The 16,530-nt window shown below is 71.7% G+C and carries 10 protein-coding genes; 8 read left to right on the top strand and 2 right to left on the bottom strand.

Annotated features, from left to right (window positions below):
• Positions 1 to 222: 222 nt before the first annotated feature.
• A complete protein-coding gene (hflX, locus tag IEZ17_RS05405) occupies positions 223 to 1,710 on the top strand; it encodes a GTPase HflX (protein ID WP_189296883.1) in 1,488 nt (495 codons plus the stop codon).
• Positions 1,711 to 1,847: 137 nt separating this feature from the next.
• On the opposite strand, the gene IEZ17_RS05400 is transcribed toward hflX, so the two are convergent.
• Positions 1,848 to 3,035: a trypsin-like serine peptidase gene (locus tag IEZ17_RS05400; protein ID WP_189296881.1), complete on the bottom strand. Its 1,188-nt coding sequence runs from the start codon at positions 3,033 to 3,035 to the stop codon at positions 1,848 to 1,850.
• A gap of 284 nt (positions 3,036 to 3,319) precedes the next feature.
• Here IEZ17_RS05400 and IEZ17_RS05395 point away from each other — a divergent pair, with 284 nt between their 5' ends.
• From IEZ17_RS05395 to IEZ17_RS05375, 5 genes are all read left to right on the top strand, one after another.
• Positions 3,320 to 4,714 carry a diaminobutyrate--2-oxoglutarate transaminase family protein gene (locus tag IEZ17_RS05395; protein ID WP_189296879.1) on the top strand — a complete coding sequence of 465 codons (1,395 nt, stop codon included), beginning with the start codon at positions 3,320 to 3,322 and terminating at the stop codon, positions 4,712 to 4,714.
• Positions 4,711 to 6,753, top strand: a complete 2,043-nt coding sequence (locus IEZ17_RS05390) for an IucA/IucC family protein (protein ID WP_189296877.1) — start codon at positions 4,711 to 4,713, stop codon at positions 6,751 to 6,753. Before IEZ17_RS05395 ends, IEZ17_RS05390 begins: the two co-directional genes overlap by 4 nt.
• Positions 6,754 to 6,790: 37 nt before the next feature.
• Complete coding sequence (locus IEZ17_RS05385) at positions 6,791 to 7,489, top strand: GNAT family N-acetyltransferase (protein WP_189296875.1); 699 nt, start codon at positions 6,791 to 6,793, stop codon at positions 7,487 to 7,489.
• A gap of 105 nt (positions 7,490 to 7,594) precedes the next feature.
• Positions 7,595 to 9,370, top strand: a complete 1,776-nt coding sequence (locus tag IEZ17_RS05380) for an IucA/IucC family protein (protein WP_189296873.1) — start codon at positions 7,595 to 7,597, stop codon at positions 9,368 to 9,370.
• 42 nt (positions 9,371 to 9,412) lie between these two features.
• The gene (locus tag IEZ17_RS05375; RefSeq protein WP_189296871.1) at positions 9,413 to 11,428 is read left to right on the top strand and encodes an ATP-dependent DNA helicase; all 2,016 of its coding nucleotides are present in this window, start codon (positions 9,413 to 9,415) and stop codon (positions 11,426 to 11,428) included.
• Between the two features lie 137 nt (positions 11,429 to 11,565).
• Here the strand turns inward: IEZ17_RS05375 and lexA are convergent, their stop codons facing one another.
• Positions 11,566 to 12,363, bottom strand: coding sequence for a transcriptional repressor LexA (gene lexA / locus IEZ17_RS05370; protein ID WP_189296869.1), 798 nt, complete (start codon positions 12,361 to 12,363; stop codon positions 11,566 to 11,568).
• A 574-nt stretch (positions 12,364 to 12,937) separates the two neighbouring features.
• Here lexA and nrdR point away from each other — a divergent pair.
• Both nrdR and IEZ17_RS05360 read left to right on the top strand, forming a co-directional pair.
• Positions 12,938 to 13,468 (top strand): transcriptional regulator NrdR, encoded by a 531-nt coding sequence (gene nrdR / locus IEZ17_RS05365; protein ID WP_189296867.1) that lies wholly within the window; start codon positions 12,938 to 12,940, stop codon positions 13,466 to 13,468.
• Between the two features lie 121 nt (positions 13,469 to 13,589).
• A complete protein-coding gene (locus IEZ17_RS05360) occupies positions 13,590 to 16,463 on the top strand; it encodes a vitamin B12-dependent ribonucleotide reductase (protein WP_189296864.1) in 2,874 nt (957 codons plus the stop codon).
• The last annotated feature ends 67 nt before the right edge of the window (positions 16,464 to 16,530 follow it).

Raw genomic sequence — 16,530 nt, 5'->3', positions numbered from 1 at the left:
GTGCTGCACCCCCGGTGGCCGCTGCCCGGACGGCACCCGGTCCCGTAGCGGGACATCACCGGAAAACCCGCGTGACGCCCCTCCGCGGCCGTGCGACCATCAAGGGGTCGACGCGGACGGGCGCCCGGGGAATCTCCCGGGCGGCCCGGACGTTGTCACCAGCGACAGTCCCGGCGGGACCGGCCGGTCCTCCGAGGGCTTCCCAACGACACAAAGGATCAAATGACCTCCTCTTCTTCCCTTCCGCAGGACCGGCAGCGCCTCCCCGAGAGCCTTCGGGCCGACGCCCTGATGGAAGAGGACGTCGCCTGGAGCCACGAGATCGACGGGGAGCGCGACGGCGACCAGTACGACCGCTCCGAGCGTGCGGCGCTGCGCCGGGTGGCCGGCCTCTCCACCGAGCTCGAAGACGTCACCGAGGTCGAGTATCGCCAGCTGCGCCTGGAGCGCGTGGTGCTCGTCGGCGTCTGGACGACCGGGACGGTGCAGGACGCGGAGAACTCCCTCGCGGAGCTCGCCGCGCTGGCCGAGACCGCCGGCGCCCTGGTGCTCGACGGCGTGACCCAGCGCCGCGACAAGCCCGACCCGGCCACGTACATCGGTTCCGGCAAGGCGCTGGAGCTGCGCGACATCGTGCTCGAATCCGGGGCGGACACCGTGGTGTGCGACGGTGAGCTTTCCCCGGGCCAGCTGATCCACCTGGAGGACGTCGTCAAGGTCAAGGTGGTCGACCGGACCGCCCTGATCCTCGACATCTTCGCCCAGCACGCCAAGTCCCGGGAGGGCAAGGCGCAGGTCTCGCTGGCGCAGATGCAGTACATGCTCCCCAGGCTCCGCGGCTGGGGACAGTCGCTGTCCCGGCAGATGGGTGGCGGTGGCTCCGGTTCGGCGGGTGGCGGTATGGCCACCCGTGGCCCCGGTGAGACCAAGATCGAGACGGACCGGCGGCGGATCCGCGAGAAGATGGCGAAGATGCGCCGGGAGATCGCGGAGATGAAGACCGGCCGCGACATCAAGCGCCAGGAGCGCCGTCGCAACAAGGTCCCCTCGGTCGCCATCGCCGGCTACACCAACGCCGGCAAGTCCTCCCTGCTCAACCGCCTCACCGGCGCCGGAGTCCTGGTGGAGAACGCCCTGTTCGCCACCCTGGACCCGACCGTCCGCCGGGCCGAGACCCCCAGCGGGCGGCTGTACACCCTCGCCGACACCGTCGGATTCGTCCGGCATCTGCCGCACCACCTCGTCGAGGCGTTCCGCTCCACGATGGAGGAGGTCGGCGACTCCGACCTGATCCTCCATGTGGTCGACGGCTCCCACCCGGTGCCGGAGGAGCAGCTGGCGGCGGTGCGCGAGGTGATCCGCGACGTGGGCGCGACGGACGTGCCCGAGATCGTGGTCGTCAACAAGGCCGACGCGGCCGATCCGCTGGTGCTCCAGCGGCTGCTGCGCCAGGAGAAGCGCGCCATCGTGGTCTCGGCCCGTACGGGCCAGGGCATGACGGAGCTGCTGACCCTCCTCGACGAGGAACTCCCGCGCCCCCAGGTCGAGATCGAGGTGCTGGTGCCCTACACCCAGGGTGCCCTGGTCTCGCGGGCGCACGCCGAGGGCGAGGTCATCTCCGAGGAGCACACCGCCGACGGCACGTTCCTCAAGGCCCGGGTGCACGAGGAACTGGCCGCCGAGTTCCGCCCGTTCGTCCCGGCCGCCTAGGCCCTGCCCCAAGGGCGCCCCGTACGGCGTCCGTACGGTGAAGGCCCGCCCCCGGATTCCCGGGGGCGGGCCTTCGTCATGCCGTGGGCCGTACGCGGCGGGTGGCGCCGGACGCCGGCACCACCCCCCTCACGTCCTCAGCTCTGGCCGGCCCACTTCTTGCTCATCGCGTCGAAGATCGACTTGGCCTCGGGGCCCAGGTGCGGACCCGCCGACCAACGGGCCGGACGCGGCCCCATCGACATGTTGGAGACCAGCACCGGCTTGCCGTCCGGGCCCTTGACGAACCAGGGGCCGCCGGAGGAACCGCCGGTCATGGTGCAGCCGATCCGGTACATGGTCGGCTTCTTGGCGTCCAGCGACAGCCGGGTCGGCTTGTCGGTGCACGACTCCTGCACCGCGCCGTCGAACGGAGCCTCGGCCGGGTAGCCCTGCGCGGTCAGGCTCGGGATCTTGCCGATCGCCGGGGCGTTGAAGTCGACCTGGTACGCGCCGCCGGCCATCTCCTCCAGCGACTTGCCGCCGGTGCCCTCCTCCGGCTTCACGTGCATCAGCGCGAAGTCGTACGGGGCCATCGGGACGCCCGGCACGGCGCCGCCGTCCTTGATCCACTCCTGGGACGTGGCCATGTCGTCCGCCCACCACTTGCCCGCCGGGACCCGGTCCTCGAAGGGCGTGGTCTTCAGCTGGGTGGCCGGCTTGCCGGTCCGGTTGAAGTTCGGCACGAACATCACGTTGCGGTACCAGCCGCCGTTCTTGCCGGCGTGCACACAGTGCGCCGCGGTCCACACGAGGTTGGACTTGCCCGGGTGCGCCGGGTCCTTGACGACCGTGGCGGAGCAGCGGGACTCACCCTCGGGTGTGCTGAACACCAGCAGGCCGATGCCCGGCGCGGTGGAGGTGTACGGCGCCTTGACGGGCTGCGCGGTGACCGCGGCCGGCTCGGGGTCGGTCTTGCCCTGGTCCTCGGCGATGTCCGACGGCTTGCTCGGGTCCTGGGGCGGCTTGACGTGGTCGATCTTGTCCGGGTTCCAGAAGCCCTTGATGACCGGGTTGATGAACTGCCCCGCCTCGCGGAGCCACTTTTCCTTGTCCCAGTTCTTCCACTCCCCGTTCTTCCACTTGTCCAGGTCGATGCCGTGCTGCTTGAGCTTGTCCTGGAGGTCCTTGGGGATCTTGATCTCACCCCCGCCCGTGGTGCCCTGGGCCGACTGGCTCGGCTTGGCGTCCGCGTTGTCGCCCGACGGCCCGCAGCCCGTCGCGGTCAGCGCCACCACGGCGGTGAGGGCGGCGGCGGCCAGCACTGGCCGACGTATCGATCGCATGGGTCAGTTCCCCCTGAGTGAATCGGGCCGAGCCGGAGCGGCTCGTGTGGTGCGCACCCTCACGGGTCCTTGTCATGAACCTCAAGATCCGGGGTGCAGCCCCCCACTATGCCGGTGCCGAAGGGGACGGCGGTACTCGGGTCCCCGGTTCCCGGCCGTCAAGGATCTTGCCGGCGGCCGTGTTCCCCTGCCGGTGCCGTCGTTGGTACGTACGGGGGACAGTCGGGCTGCCCGCAGCGCCCGCGCGGAATCCAGCAGTTCACCAGCAGGAGGACACAACTGCCGTGGCGTTGACCGAAACCGTGCCGGCGGGCGCACCGCCGGCCCACGAAGGGATCCTGCGGCGGCAGTCCCTGCGTGAGTCCGCTGCCCGTACCTACGCGCGCTCGCTGCCCATCGTCCCGGTGCGCGCCCGCGGGCTGACCATCGAAGGCGCCGACGGCCGGCGCTATCTCGACTGCCTCTCCGGCGCCGGCACCCTCGCGCTGGGCCACAACCACCCGGTGGTCCTCGAAGCGATCCGCACGGTGCTCGACTCCGGGGCGCCGCTGCACATCCTCGACCTGGCCACGCCCGTCAAGGACGCTTTCACGACCGAGCTGTTCGCCACCCTGCCAGGGGAGTTGTCCGAAAAGGCGCGCATCCAGTTCTGCGGCCCGGCCGGTACGGACGCCGTCGAGGCCGCCTTCACCCTCGTCCGCACCGCGACCGGGCGCAGCGGCCTGATGGCCTTCTCCGGCGCCTACCACGGCATGACGTCGGACGCGCTCACCGCCTCCGGGGGAGCCCGGCACACCGGCGTGACCCGGCTCCCCTACCCGTACGACTACCGCTGCCCGTTCGGGACCGGCGGCGAGCGCGGCGCCGAACTCTCCGCGCGCTGGACGGAGAGCCTGCTCGACGACCACAAGAGCGGCGTGCCGCGGCCCGCGGGCATGATCCTCGAACCGGTGCAGGGCGAAGGCGGGGTGATCCCGGCGCCGCCGAACTGGCTGCGCCGGATGCGGGAGATCACCGCCGCCCGGGACATCCCGCTGATCGTCGACGAGGTGCAGACCGGCGTCGGCCGCACCGGCACCTTCTGGGCCGTCGAGCAGAGCGGCATCGTGCCCGACGTCCTCGTCCTGTCGAAGGCGATCGGCGGCAGCCTGCCGCTCGCTGTGATCGTCTACCGCGAGGAACTGGACGCCTGGCAGCCCGGCGCGCACGCCGGCACCTTCCGCGGCAACCAGCTCGCCATGGCCGCCGGCACCGCCACCCTCGCCTACGTCCGCCGCAACGGCCTCGACCGGCGCGCCGCCGAGCTCGGCGCCCGGATGCTCGCCCGGCTCGGCGGACTCGCCGCCGCCCACGACTGCATCGGCGACGTCCGCGGGCGCGGGCTGATGCTCGGCGTCGAACTGGTCGACCGGGCCGCCGACGCCGACCCCACCGGCGCCCGGCCCGCCGACCCGGCGCTCGCCGCCGCCGTCCAGCGGGCCTGCCTGGACCGCGGCCTGATCGTCGAACTGGGCGGCCGGCACTCCGCCGTCGTCCGGCTGCTGCCACCCCTGACCATCACCGACGAACAGGCGGACGCGATCCTCGACCGCCTCGCCGACGCCGTCACGGCGGCGGTCCGCACCACCCCCGGGCCCCTGGGCTCGTCCCCCACCACCCTGCGAGGCACCTCCGCATGAACGAACGCCCCGGCCCCGACGGGACCCAGGCCGCCGAACGACTCCCCGCCCACCACCCGGGCCCGGGGCTGATCGAGCCGTCCGTACCGCGGCAGCAGCGGCGGCCCGGCGACGACGCCTGCCACCAGCAGACCCCCGAAGGCCGCGACCGGCCCCCGGCCGCGTACGGCACCCCCGGCCCGTACGACACGGCCCGGCATCCCGACGCCGACCCCCTCGACCACCCCGACGCGGCGGTCGCCGCCGACGCCGCCGGCATCGAGAACCTGCTGCGCTGCTGGCTCCGCGAGAACGGCACCCCCCGCCCGGCCGGCGGTCGGCTGCGCCTCCCGCTGCACGCCAGCGCCACCGCCCTGCACATCCCCGTCCGCTACTGGTCACCCACCGGCTGGCACCGCCTGGGCGCGCCCACCCTCGAAGGCACCCCGCCCGGCTCCGCCCCCCTGGACGCCGTCACCCTCGCCGCGCTGCTGCGCCGCGAAGCCGCGCACGGCGGCGACCGCCGGGCCTCGGACGGCGGCGAGCACCGGGTCGCGGACGGCGACGAACACCCCGCGGTGGACGGCGCGCCGCAGGCTCCGGACGGCGACGGCGCCGAGCTGGTCGGCCGGGTCGCCAACTCCGTACGGACCACCGCCGTGTTCATCGCCGACCGGCGCGCCCACCCCGCCGACGACCAGGACTCCCGCTTCCTCGAAGGCGAGCAGGCGCTGCTCCTCGGCCACCCCCTGCACCCCACCCCCAAGAGCCGCGAGGGCCTCACCGACGCCGAGGCCCGCGCCTATTCGCCCGAACTCCGCGGCGCCTTCCCGCTCCACTGGATGGCCGTCCACCGCTCCGCCGTCGCCGCCGACTCCGCCTGGACCGAACGCGGCAAGACCGTACCGGCCGGACAGCTCGCCGCGGACCTGGCCGGCGACGGGCTCCCGCTCCCCGACGACACCGTGCTGTTGCCGCTGCACCCCTGGCAGGCCCGGGAAGTCGCCGCACGCCCGGAAATCGCCGCACTGCTCGACACCGGCCTGCTGCACGACCTCGGCCCGCACGGCGCGCCCTGGCACCCCACCTCCTCCGTCCGCACCGTCTACCGGCCCGGTGCGCCTGCCATGCTCAAGCTCTCGCTCGGGCTGCGCATCACCAACTCCCGCCGGGAGAACCTCCGCAAGGAACTGGAGCGCGGCGTCGAGGTGCACCGGCTGCTGCGCACCGGCCTCGGCGAGCAGTGGCTGGCCGCCTTCCCGGGCGCCCCAGGATTCGACATCGTCCGCGACCCGGCCTATCTCGCCGTGGACGGCCCCGACGGCGCGCCCGTCCGGGGCCTGGACGTCGTCATCCGCCACAACCCCTTCAGTACCACCGACGACGCCGTCTGCATCGCCGGGCTCACCTCGCCGCGGCCCTGGCCCGGGCACAGCGAGATGCGCTCCCGCCTCGAAAGCCTGGTCGGCGCGCTCAGCGCCCGCACCGGGCGGCCTGCCGGGGCGGTGGCCACGGAGTGGTTCCTGCGCTATCTCGAAGCCGTCGTCCGCCCCGTCCTCTGGCTCGACGGCACGGCGGGCGTCGCGCTGGAGGCCCACCAGCAGAACACCCTCGTCCTGCTGGACCGCGACGGCTGGCCGGCCGGTGGCCGCTACCGCGACAACCAGGGCTACTACTTCCGCGCCTCCCGCCGCGCCGAACTGGAGCGGCGGCTGCCCGGCATCGGCGCCACCAGCGACACCTTCGTCGCCGACGACGTCACCGACGAGCGCTTCGCCTACTACCTCGGCATCAACAACGTCCTCGGCCTCATCGGGGCCTTCGGCGCGGCCCGGCTGATCCGCGAGGAGATCCTGCTCGCCGCCTTCCGGCGCTTCCTCGCCGACGCCGCCGCGGCCCCCCGTGCCCACCGCTCGCCCCTGCCGGAACAACTGCTGGAGGCCCGCACCCTGCGCTGCAAGGCCAATCTCGCCACCCGGCTGCACGGCCTGGACGAACTCGTCGGCCCCGTCGACACCCAGTCCGTCTACGTCACCCTGCCCAACCCGCTCGCGCCCTAGATGACGCGGTCCCCAGCCATCAGAGGAGAGCGACACCGTGCCACCCACCGATTCCGACCTCCGCGCCGCCTCGGACCACACCCTCGACCTCCAGATCCCGCCCGAACCCGGCGCTCTGCCCGTAGGCGGAGACCGCCTGCCCGCTGACGGCACCCCCGCCGCCGGCCCGCTGCTGGACAACCCGGCGGACTGGCCGGCGGCCGACACCCCCGCCGGGTCGTTCGCCCTCGTCCCCGTCCGGCCGGACCGCGACCTGGACCGGATCACCGCCTGGATGAACGATCCCGCCGTCGCCGCCTTCTGGGAACTGGCCGGCCCCCCGGAGACCACCGCGGCCCATCTGCGCGCCCAGCTCGACGGCGACGGGCGCAGCGTGCCGTGCCTGGGCGTGCTGGACGGCGTCCCGATGAGCTACTGGGAGATCTACCGCGCCGACCTGGACCGCGTCGCCCGCTGCTACCGGGCCCGGCCCCACGACACCGGAGTGCACCTGCTGATCGGCGGCGCCGGCGACCGGGGCCGCGGCCTGGGCACGGCGCTGCTGCGGGCCACCGCCGACCTCGTCCTCGACCGGCGCCCCCGGTGCGAGCGCGTCATCGCCGAACCCGACCTGCGCAACACCGCCTCCGTCGCGGCCTTCCTGAGCGCGGGATTCCGCTATGCCGAGGAGATCGAACTCCCGGAGAAACGCGCGGCGTTGATGGTCCGCGACCGCGCCCACCGCCACCTGCTCTGACCCCGGGGCCGTCCGTCGACGGCCCCGATCCGGTCCGCCATCCACCTCGCCGCCCCGGTTGTCCCCCGCACGCGCCGGGCCGGTCCCGCATCGAGGAGTCCCGCATTGTCTCCTGCGTTTCCTGCGTCCCACCCGTCGCACCGCGCCTGGCAGCACGCCGCCCGCCGGCTCTTCGCCAAGACCCTCGCGGAATTCGCCTACGAGGAAATCCTCACCCCCGAGCCCGACGGCACCGCCCCCGACGGCACCCGGCGCTACCGCCTGCCGGTCGGCGACGACCTCACCTACCGCTTCACCGCCCGCAGAGGCGCCTACGGGCACTGGCGCGTCGACCCCCACTCGATCACCCCCGACACCGATCCCTTCCACTTCCTCACCCACGCCCACGACACCGTCCTGGGCCTGTCCGGCGACACCACCGGCCACCTCATCCGCGAACTGACCGCCACCCTCGCCGCCGACACCCGTCTGGACGCCACCGCCCTGACCGCCGCCGAGCTCGCCGACCTGGACTACGCCGACCTCGAAGGCCACCAGACCGGCCACCCCTGGCTCGTCGCCAACAAGGGCCGGCTCGGCTTCTCCGCCACCGACGCGGAGATCTGGGCCCCCGAGGCCCGCAGCCCCCAGCGGCTGCCCTGGCTCGCCGCCCACCACCGCATCGCCCACTACCGCGGCGTCCCCGCACTCGCCACCCCCGACCGCCTCTACAGCGACGAACTGTCGCCCGCCACCCACCGCGCCTTCGCCCGCACCATCACCGACGCCGGACAGGACCCCGCCGACTACCTCTACCTCCCCGTCCACCCCTGGCAGTGGGACGAGACCATCGCCCCGCTCTTCGCCCCGCAGCTCGCCGACAGATCCATCATCGCGCTGCCCACTGACAACGACCTCCGGCTGCCGCAGCAGTCCATCCGCACCTTCCTGAACATCAGCCGCCCCCTGGCGCGCACGGTCAAGCTGCCGCTGTCCATCCTCAACACCCTCGTCTGGCGCGGCCTGCCCACCGAGCGCACCCTCGCCGCCCCCGCCGTCACCCGCTGGGTCCACGGCCTGCGCGACGGCGATACGTATCTGCGCGACGAAACCCGGGTGATCCTGCTCGGCGAGACCGCCTCGGTCACCGTCGAGCACCCCCTCTACGACCGGCTGCCCGGCGTCCCCTACCAGTTCAAGGAACTGCTCGGCTGCATCTGGCGGGAGCCCGTCAGCCGCTGCCTCGACCCCGGGGAGCGGGCCCGCACCCTCGCCTCGCTGCTCCAGACCGACCCCGCCGGCCGCGCCCTCACCACCGAGCTGGTGCACCGCTCCGGGCTGCCCGCGCGCAGCTGGCTGGCCCACCTCTTCGCCGCGCTGCTGCCGCCCCTGCTGCACTTCCTGTACCAGTACGGCACGGTCTTCTCCCCGCACGGCGAGAACGCCATCGTCGTCTTCGACGAGCACGACATCCCCACCCGCCTGGCCATGAAGGACTTCGTCGACGACGTCAACACCAGCGCCCAGCCGCTGCCCGAGCACGACGCCATGCCGGACGACGTCCGGGCGGTGCTGCTGACCGAACCGCCCGCGTTCCTCACCCAGTTCATCCACTCCGGACTGTTCGTCGGCGTCTTCCGCTATCTGGCACCGCTGTGCGAGGACCAACTCGGTGTGCCCGAGGACGAGTTCTGGTCGCTCGTCCGGGCGGAGGTCCTGCGCCACCACGAGCGCTTCCCGCACCTCAAGGAGCGGCAGGAGACCTTCGACCTGCTCACCCCGGAGATCGAGCGGCTCTGCCTGAACCGCAACCGGCTGCACGTCGACGGCTACCGCGACCGCCGCGACCGCCCGCACGCCGCCGTGCACGGCACCGTCCCGAACCCCCTGCACGTCCCGTGACCGACCCCGCTGTCAGTGGTCCCGCGTAGGCTGGCAAGCGCTATGACGAAGCCCTCTCTCCCCGATCTGCTGCATGCCGCCGTCACCGCCGTCGGCGGCACCGAGCGGCCCGGCCAGGTGGCCATGGCCGAGGCCGTCGCCGAGGCCGTGGACGGCTCCGCCTCCAAGGACTCATCACACAGCGGAGGCGAAGCGAAGCGAAGCGCCTCCCATCTGCTGGTGCAGGCCGGCACCGGCACCGGAAAGTCCCTCGGCTATCTGGTGCCGGCGCTGGCCCACGGCGAGCGGGTGGTGGTCGCCACGGCCACCCTCGCCCTCCAGCGCCAGCTCGTCGAGCGCGATCTGCCGCGTACGGTCGAGGCGCTGCATCCGCAGCTGCGCCGCCGCCCGAGTTTCGCGATGCTCAAGGGCCGCTCCAACTACCTCTGCCTGCACCGCCTCCATGAAGGCGCGCCGCAGGAAGAGGAGGACGGCCTCTTCGACGTCTTCGAGCAGGCGACGCCCACCAGCAAGCTCGGCAAGGATCTGCTCCGGCTGCGCGACTGGGCGGACGAGACCGAGACCGGCGACCGCGACGACCTCACCCCCGGTGTCTCCGACCGCGCCTGGGGCCAGGTCTCGGTCTCCTCCCGGGAGTGCCTGGGCGCCTCCAAGTGCGCGTACGGCGCGGAGTGCTTCGCCGAGGCGGCCCGGGAGCGCGCCAAGCTCGCCGACGTGGTGATCACCAACCACGCGCTGCTGGCGATCGACGCCATCGAAGGCGCCCCAGTGCTGCCGCAGCACGAGGTGCTGATCATCGACGAGGCCCATGAGCTGGTCTCCCGGGTGACCGGTGTCGCCACCGGCGAGCTCACCCCCGGCCAGGTCAACCGCGCCGTCCGCCGCGCCGCCAAGCTGGTCGACGAAAAGGCCGCCGACCAGCTCCAGACCGCCGCCGAGACCTTCGAGCGGCTGATGGAGCTGGCGCTGCCCGGCCGCCTGGAGGAGATCCCGGAGGACCTGGGCTACTGCCTGATGGCGCTGCGGGACGCGGCCCGCACGGTCATCTCGGCGCTCGGCGCGACCCGCGACAAGTCCGTCCAGGACGAGGACGCCGTCCGCAAGCAGGCCATCGCCTCGGTGGAGAACGTCCACGAGGTCGCCGAGCGGATCGCCAACGGCTCCGAGTACGACGTCGTCTGGTACGAGCGCCACGACCGCTTCGGCGCGTCCCTGCGGGTGGCCCCGCTCTCCGTCTCCGGCCTGCTGCGCGAGAAGCTGTTCGCCGACCGCTCCGTGGTGCTGACCTCCGCCACCCTCAAGCTCGGCGGCGACTTCAACGGCGTCGGCGCCTCCCTCGGCCTGGCCCCCGAGGGCACCGCGGGCGACGACGAGCCGGCGTGGAAGGGGCTGGATGTCGGCTCGCCCTTCGACTACGGCAAGCAGGGCATCCTCTACGTCGCCAAGCACCTCGCCCAGCCCGGCCGCGAGGGCAGCCGCACGGACATGCTCGACGAGCTCGCCGAGCTGATCGAGGCCGCCGGCGGGCGGACGCTCGGGCTGTTCTCGTCGATGCGCGGCGCCCAGGCCGCGGCCGAGGCGATGCGCGGCCGGCTGGACATGCCGATCCTGCTCCAGGGCGAGGAGACCCTCGGCGAGCTCATCCGGAACTTCGCCGCGGACGCGCGGACCTGCCTGTTCGGCACCTTGTCGCTCTGGCAGGGCGTCGACGTGCCGGGCCCCAACTGCCAGCTGGTGGTGATGGACCGGGTGCCGTTCCCGCGCCCCGACGACCCCCTGATGAGCGCCCGGCAGAAGGCCGTGGAGGAGGCCGGCGGCAATGGCTTCATGGCGGTCGCCGCGACCCATGCGGCGCTGCTCATGGCGCAGGGCGCGGGCCGCCTGGTCCGGGCCACCGGCGACCGCGGTGTGGTCGCGGTGCTGGACCCGCGCGTGGAGCGGGCCCGCTACGGCTCCTTCCTCCGCAAGTCCATGCCGGACTTCTGGTACACCACGGACCGGAATCAGGTCCGCCGCTCCCTCGCGGCCATCGACAAGGCCGCCAAGGAGGCCGAGTAGCCGGTGGTGACCGCGACCGGCAATGGAGCAACGCCCCACGGCGGGCAAGCCGGTCCGCGAGAGCGGCGCCGGTTCCGGCGCACAGGCGAGCCCCGGAACCGGCGCAGTGGTTCCGGGGCCCGGTCGCGAGCGCGGTGTCAGACCCGGCGCAGCACCGCGACCACCTTGCCGAGGATGGTCGCCTCGTCGCCGGGGATGGGCTGATACGCGGAGTTGTGCGGCAGCAGCCAGACATGGCCGTCCTCGCGCTTGAAGCGCTTGACGGTCGCCTCGCCGTCGAGCATCGCGGCGACGATGTCGCCGTTCTCGGCGACCGGCTGGCGGCGGACGGTGACCCAGTCGCCGTCGCAGATCGCCGCCTCGATCATGGAGTCGCCGACGACCTTCAGCACGAACAGTTCGCCGTCACCGACCAGCTGGCGGGGGAGCGGGAAGACGTCCTCGACGGATTCCTCGGCGAGGATCGGGCCACCGGCCGCGATCCGGCCGACCAGCGGGACGTAGGACGCGGCGGGCTTGCCGGCGGTCTCGGTCGCCGCGCTCGTCGGCTGGTCGGAGCCGCGGACCTCGTACGCCCGGGGGCGGTGCGGGTCGCGTCGCAGGAAGCCCTTGCGCTCCAGTGCCATCAGCTGATGGGCGACGGAGGAGGTGCTGGACAGCCCGACGGCCTGGCCGATCTCGCGCATCGACGGTGGATAGCCGCGCCGCTGCACCGAATCGCGGATCACCTCGATCACCCGGCGCTGGCGATCGGTGAGCCCGGAGCTGTCGGCGCGAATTCCCGGAGGGCGGCCCGGGAGCGAGCGGGTCGGCTTGTTCTCTTCGGAGCCCGACGTGGCGTCATCCATCGGCCGCTGTGCCCTTTGCGGTTGTTCGAATCGGCTCTGGGAGTGGCTGTGTGCGGTGATGGTCGCGCTGTCTGCGGTGGTGGTCACGTCGGCCCCTCTCGAAATGTTCTCCCTAGTTAGCCAACGGTAGTTGCTTTCGAAAGGTTGCGCCAAACACACGTTCGAGTGAAAAATTCAGCGATTGGCTGACCTGATCACGCAGTGGGGTGTATGGCCCAATGGCAATTCGGGTCCCCGGGACGCTTTCCACCGGGTTTCCACCCGGCCTCCGCGCCGGTTTCCGTCCCGGATTTCCGGCCGGCCGCCCCTCCGGAAATCCGGCGGACGGCCGTCGCGGAAGCGGGCCGCCGCGACGCCGCAGATTGTGTCATCCCCGCCCCTCCGGGCTGCCGCCCGGGTGTCTTCCCGTACCCTCTTGCACGGCCCGCCGGCACGCCGCCACGGCGACACGCGGTAGGCATGTATAAGCGCCCCGACACCATATCTAGTGCTTAGATGCGTTCGGCCGCCTACAAGTTGTGGTGCCGGGTCCGTCGGGGCCCCAGGGATCGCCTATGCTGGTGGCTGCTCCGAAGGGCCCGTACGGACCGGCCGGAGGCCGTTCGCCGTACGCCGGTTCCTTTGGCGTGCGTCCGTATTCGAGGGTGAGGAGGGTGGAGCCATGCACTGCCCCTTCTGCAGGCACCCGGACAGCCGGGTCGTCGACAGCCGCACCACGGATGACGGGACGGCGATCCGCCGGCGCCGCCAGTGCCCCGACTGCTCCCGCCGTTTCACGACCATCGAGACGGCGTCACTGATGGTGATCAAGCGGAGCGGGGTCACCGAGCCCTTCAGCCGCAACAAGGTCATCGCGGGGGTGCGCAAGGCGTGCCAGGGGCGGCCGGTCACCGAGGACGCGCTCGCCAAGCTCGGCCAGCGGGTCGAGGAGGCGGTGCGCGCCACCGGCAGCGCCGAGCTGACCACCCATGACGTCGGGCTCGCCATACTGGGCCCGTTGCAGGAACTCGACCTCGTCGCGTACCTGCGCTTCGCGTCCGTCTACCGGGCGTTCGACTCACTTGAGGACTTCGAGGCGGCCATCACCGAGCTGCGGGAGCAGCGCGAGCAGGGGCCGCCCGTGCAGGACCGCGGGACCGACGAGGAGGCCGGCAACCCGGCTGTTCCCGTGCCCGCCACCGCCGCCGACTGAGCTCGGCGCGCATCCAGACCTGGGCCGGGGCGAGAGCAGGGCGTCCCGGTCGCAGAAAGACATACACCGTGCCACGGAATGAGTGTGCACATATGGGCGTTTGCCTATACAGGGAGGCGGAATGACAGAGACGACGAGCGGCCCGGCACGAGGCTCCCGCGCCAAGGGCAGCAAGGCGAGCAAGGGTCTGCGTATCGAGCGCATCCACACCACCCCCGGCGTGCATCCGTACGACGAGGTCGAGTGGGCGCGCCGTGACGTCGTCATGACCAACTGGCGCGACGGCTCGGTCAACTTCGAGCAGCGTGGCGTCGAGTTCCCCGACTTCTGGTCGGTGAACGCGGTCAACATCGTCACGAGCAAGTACTTCCGCGGCGCGGTGGGCTCCCCGAACCGGGAGTCGAGCCTCAAGCAGCTCATCGACCGGGTCGTGAAGACCTACCGGAAGAGCGGCGAGGAGAACGGTTACTTCGCTTCCCCGGCCGACGCCGAGATCTTCGAGCACGAGCTGGCCCACGCCCTGCTCCACCAGATCTTCAGCTTCAACTCCCCGGTCTGGTTCAACGTCGGCACCCAGCAGCCGCAGCAGGTCAGCGCCTGCTTCATCCTCTCCGTGGACGACTCCATGGAGTCGATCCTGGACTGGTACAAGGAAGAGGGGATGATCTTCAAGGGCGGCTCCGGCGCCGGCCTGAACCTCTCCCGCATCCGCTCCTCCAAGGAGCTGCTCTCCTCCGGCGGCAACGCCTCCGGCCCGGTCTCCTTCATGCGCGGCGCCGACGCCTCCGCAGGAACGATCAAGTCCGGCGGCGCGACCCGCCGCGCGGCCAAGATGGTCGTCCTCGACGTCGACCACCCCGACGTCGAGGCGTTCATCGAGACCAAGGTCAAGGAAGAGGAGAAGATCCGCGCGCTGCGTGACGCGGGCTTCGACATGGACCTGGGCGGCGACGACATCACGTCCGTCCAGTACCAGAACGCCAACAACTCGGTCCGCGTGAACGACGAGTTCATGAAGGCCGTCGAGTCCGGGGCCAAGTTCGGGCTGCGCGGCCGGATGACCGGCGAGGTCATCGAGGAGGTCGACGCCAAGGGCCTGTTCCGCAAGATGGCCGAGGCCGCCTGGGCCTGCGCCGACCCCGGCATCCAGTACGACGACACCATCAACCACTGGCACACCTCGCCGGAGACGGGCCGGATCACCGCGTCCAACCCGTGCAGCGAGTACATGCACCTGGACAACTCCTCGTGCAACCTCGCCTCGCTCAACCTCCTGAAGTTCCTCCGCGACGACGACCAGGGCAACCAGTCCTTCGACGCCGCGCGCTTCGCCAAGGTCGTCGAGCTGGTCATCACGGCCATGGACATCTCGATCTGCTTCGCGGACTTCCCCACCCAGAAGATCGGCGAGACCACCCGCGCCTTCCGCCAGCTGGGCATCGGCTACGCCAACCTCGGCGCCCTGCTGATGGCCACCGGCCACGCCTACGACTCCGACGGCGGTCGCGCGCTGGCGGGTGCCATCACCTCCCTGATGACCGGCACCTCGTACAAGCGCTCCGCCGAACTGGCCGCGGTCGTCGGCCCGTACGACGGCTACGCCCGGAACGCCGACGCCCACAAGCGCGTCATGAAGCAGCACTCCGACGCCAACGGCACCGCGGTGCGGATGGACGACCTGGACACCCCCGTCTGGGCCGCGGCCACCGAAGCCTGGCAGGACGTGCTCCGCCTCGGCGAGAAGAACGGCTTCCGCAACGCGCAGGCGTCCGTGCTGGCCCCGACCGGCACCATCGGCCTGATGATGGACTGTGACACCACGGGCGTCGAGCCGGACCTGGCCCTGGTCAAGTTCAAGAAGCTGGTCGGCGGCGGCTCCATGCAGATCGTGAACAACACGGTCCCCAAGGCGCTCAAGCGGCTCGGCTACCAGCCCGAGCAGGTCGAGGCGATCGTCGCCCACATCGCCGACCACGGCAATGTCGTCGACGCCCCCGGCCTCAGGCCGGAGCACTACGAGGTCTTCGACTGCGCCATGGGCGAGCGCTCCATCTCCCCGATGGGCCACGTCCGCATGATGGCCGCGGCCCAGCCGTTCCTCTCCGGCGCCATCTCCAAGACGGTCAACGTCCCGGAGTCGGCCACCGTCGAGGAGATCGAGGACGTCTACTTCCAGGGCTGGAAGCTCGGCCTGAAGGCGCTCGCGATCTACCGTGACAACTGCAAGGTCGGCCAGCCCCTCTCCGCCAAGAAGAAGGAAGAGGAGAAGAAGGCCGAGGTCACCGAGCAGACCGCGGAGAAGAAGGTCGTCGAGTACCGCCCGGTCCGCAAGCGCCTGCCCAAGGGCCGTCCGGGGATCACCACCTCCTTCACGGTCGGTGGCGCCGAGGGCTACATGACCGCCAATTCCTACCCGGACGACGGTCTCGGTGAGGTCTTCCTGAAGATGTCCAAGCAGGGCTCGACCCTCGCGGGCATGATGGACGCCTTCTCCATCGCGGTGTCGGTCGGCCTCCAGTACGGCGTGCCGCTGGAGACCTACGTCTCGAAGTTCGTCAACATGCGCTTCGAGCCGGCCGGTATGACCGACGACCCGGACGTGCGGATGGCGCAGTCGATCGTCGACTACATCTTCCGCCGGCTGGCGCTGGACTTCCTGCCGTTCGAGACCCGCTCGGCGCTCGGCATCCACTCCGTCGAGGAGCGCCAGCGCCACCTGGAGACCGGTTCGTACGAGCCGGCCGAGGACGAGGTCGACGTCGAGGGCCTGGCCCAGTCCGCCCCGCGCCAGACGGATGCCACCCCGACGGTGAAGATCGTCGAGGAGCCCGCGGCCCCGGCTCCGAAGCAGGCGCACACCAACGCCGAACTGGTCGAGATGCAGCTGGGCATCAACGCCGACGCGCCGCTCTGCTTCTCCTGCGGCACGAAGATGCAGCGGGCCGGCAGCTGCTACCTCTGCGAGGGCTGCGGTTCGACGAGCGGTTGCAGCTGACGGCGCACGCTCCCCGGCGCGTACGCAGTAGCCGGGGAGCCTGAGCCGGCATGAACGGCCGGCCAGG

The sequence above is a fragment of the Streptomyces albospinus genome, from assembly GCF_014648695.1.
Classification (GTDB): Bacteria; Actinomycetota; Actinomycetes; order Streptomycetales; family Streptomycetaceae; genus Streptomyces; species Streptomyces albospinus.
This window is presented reverse-complemented; position numbering and strand designations above follow the sequence as displayed.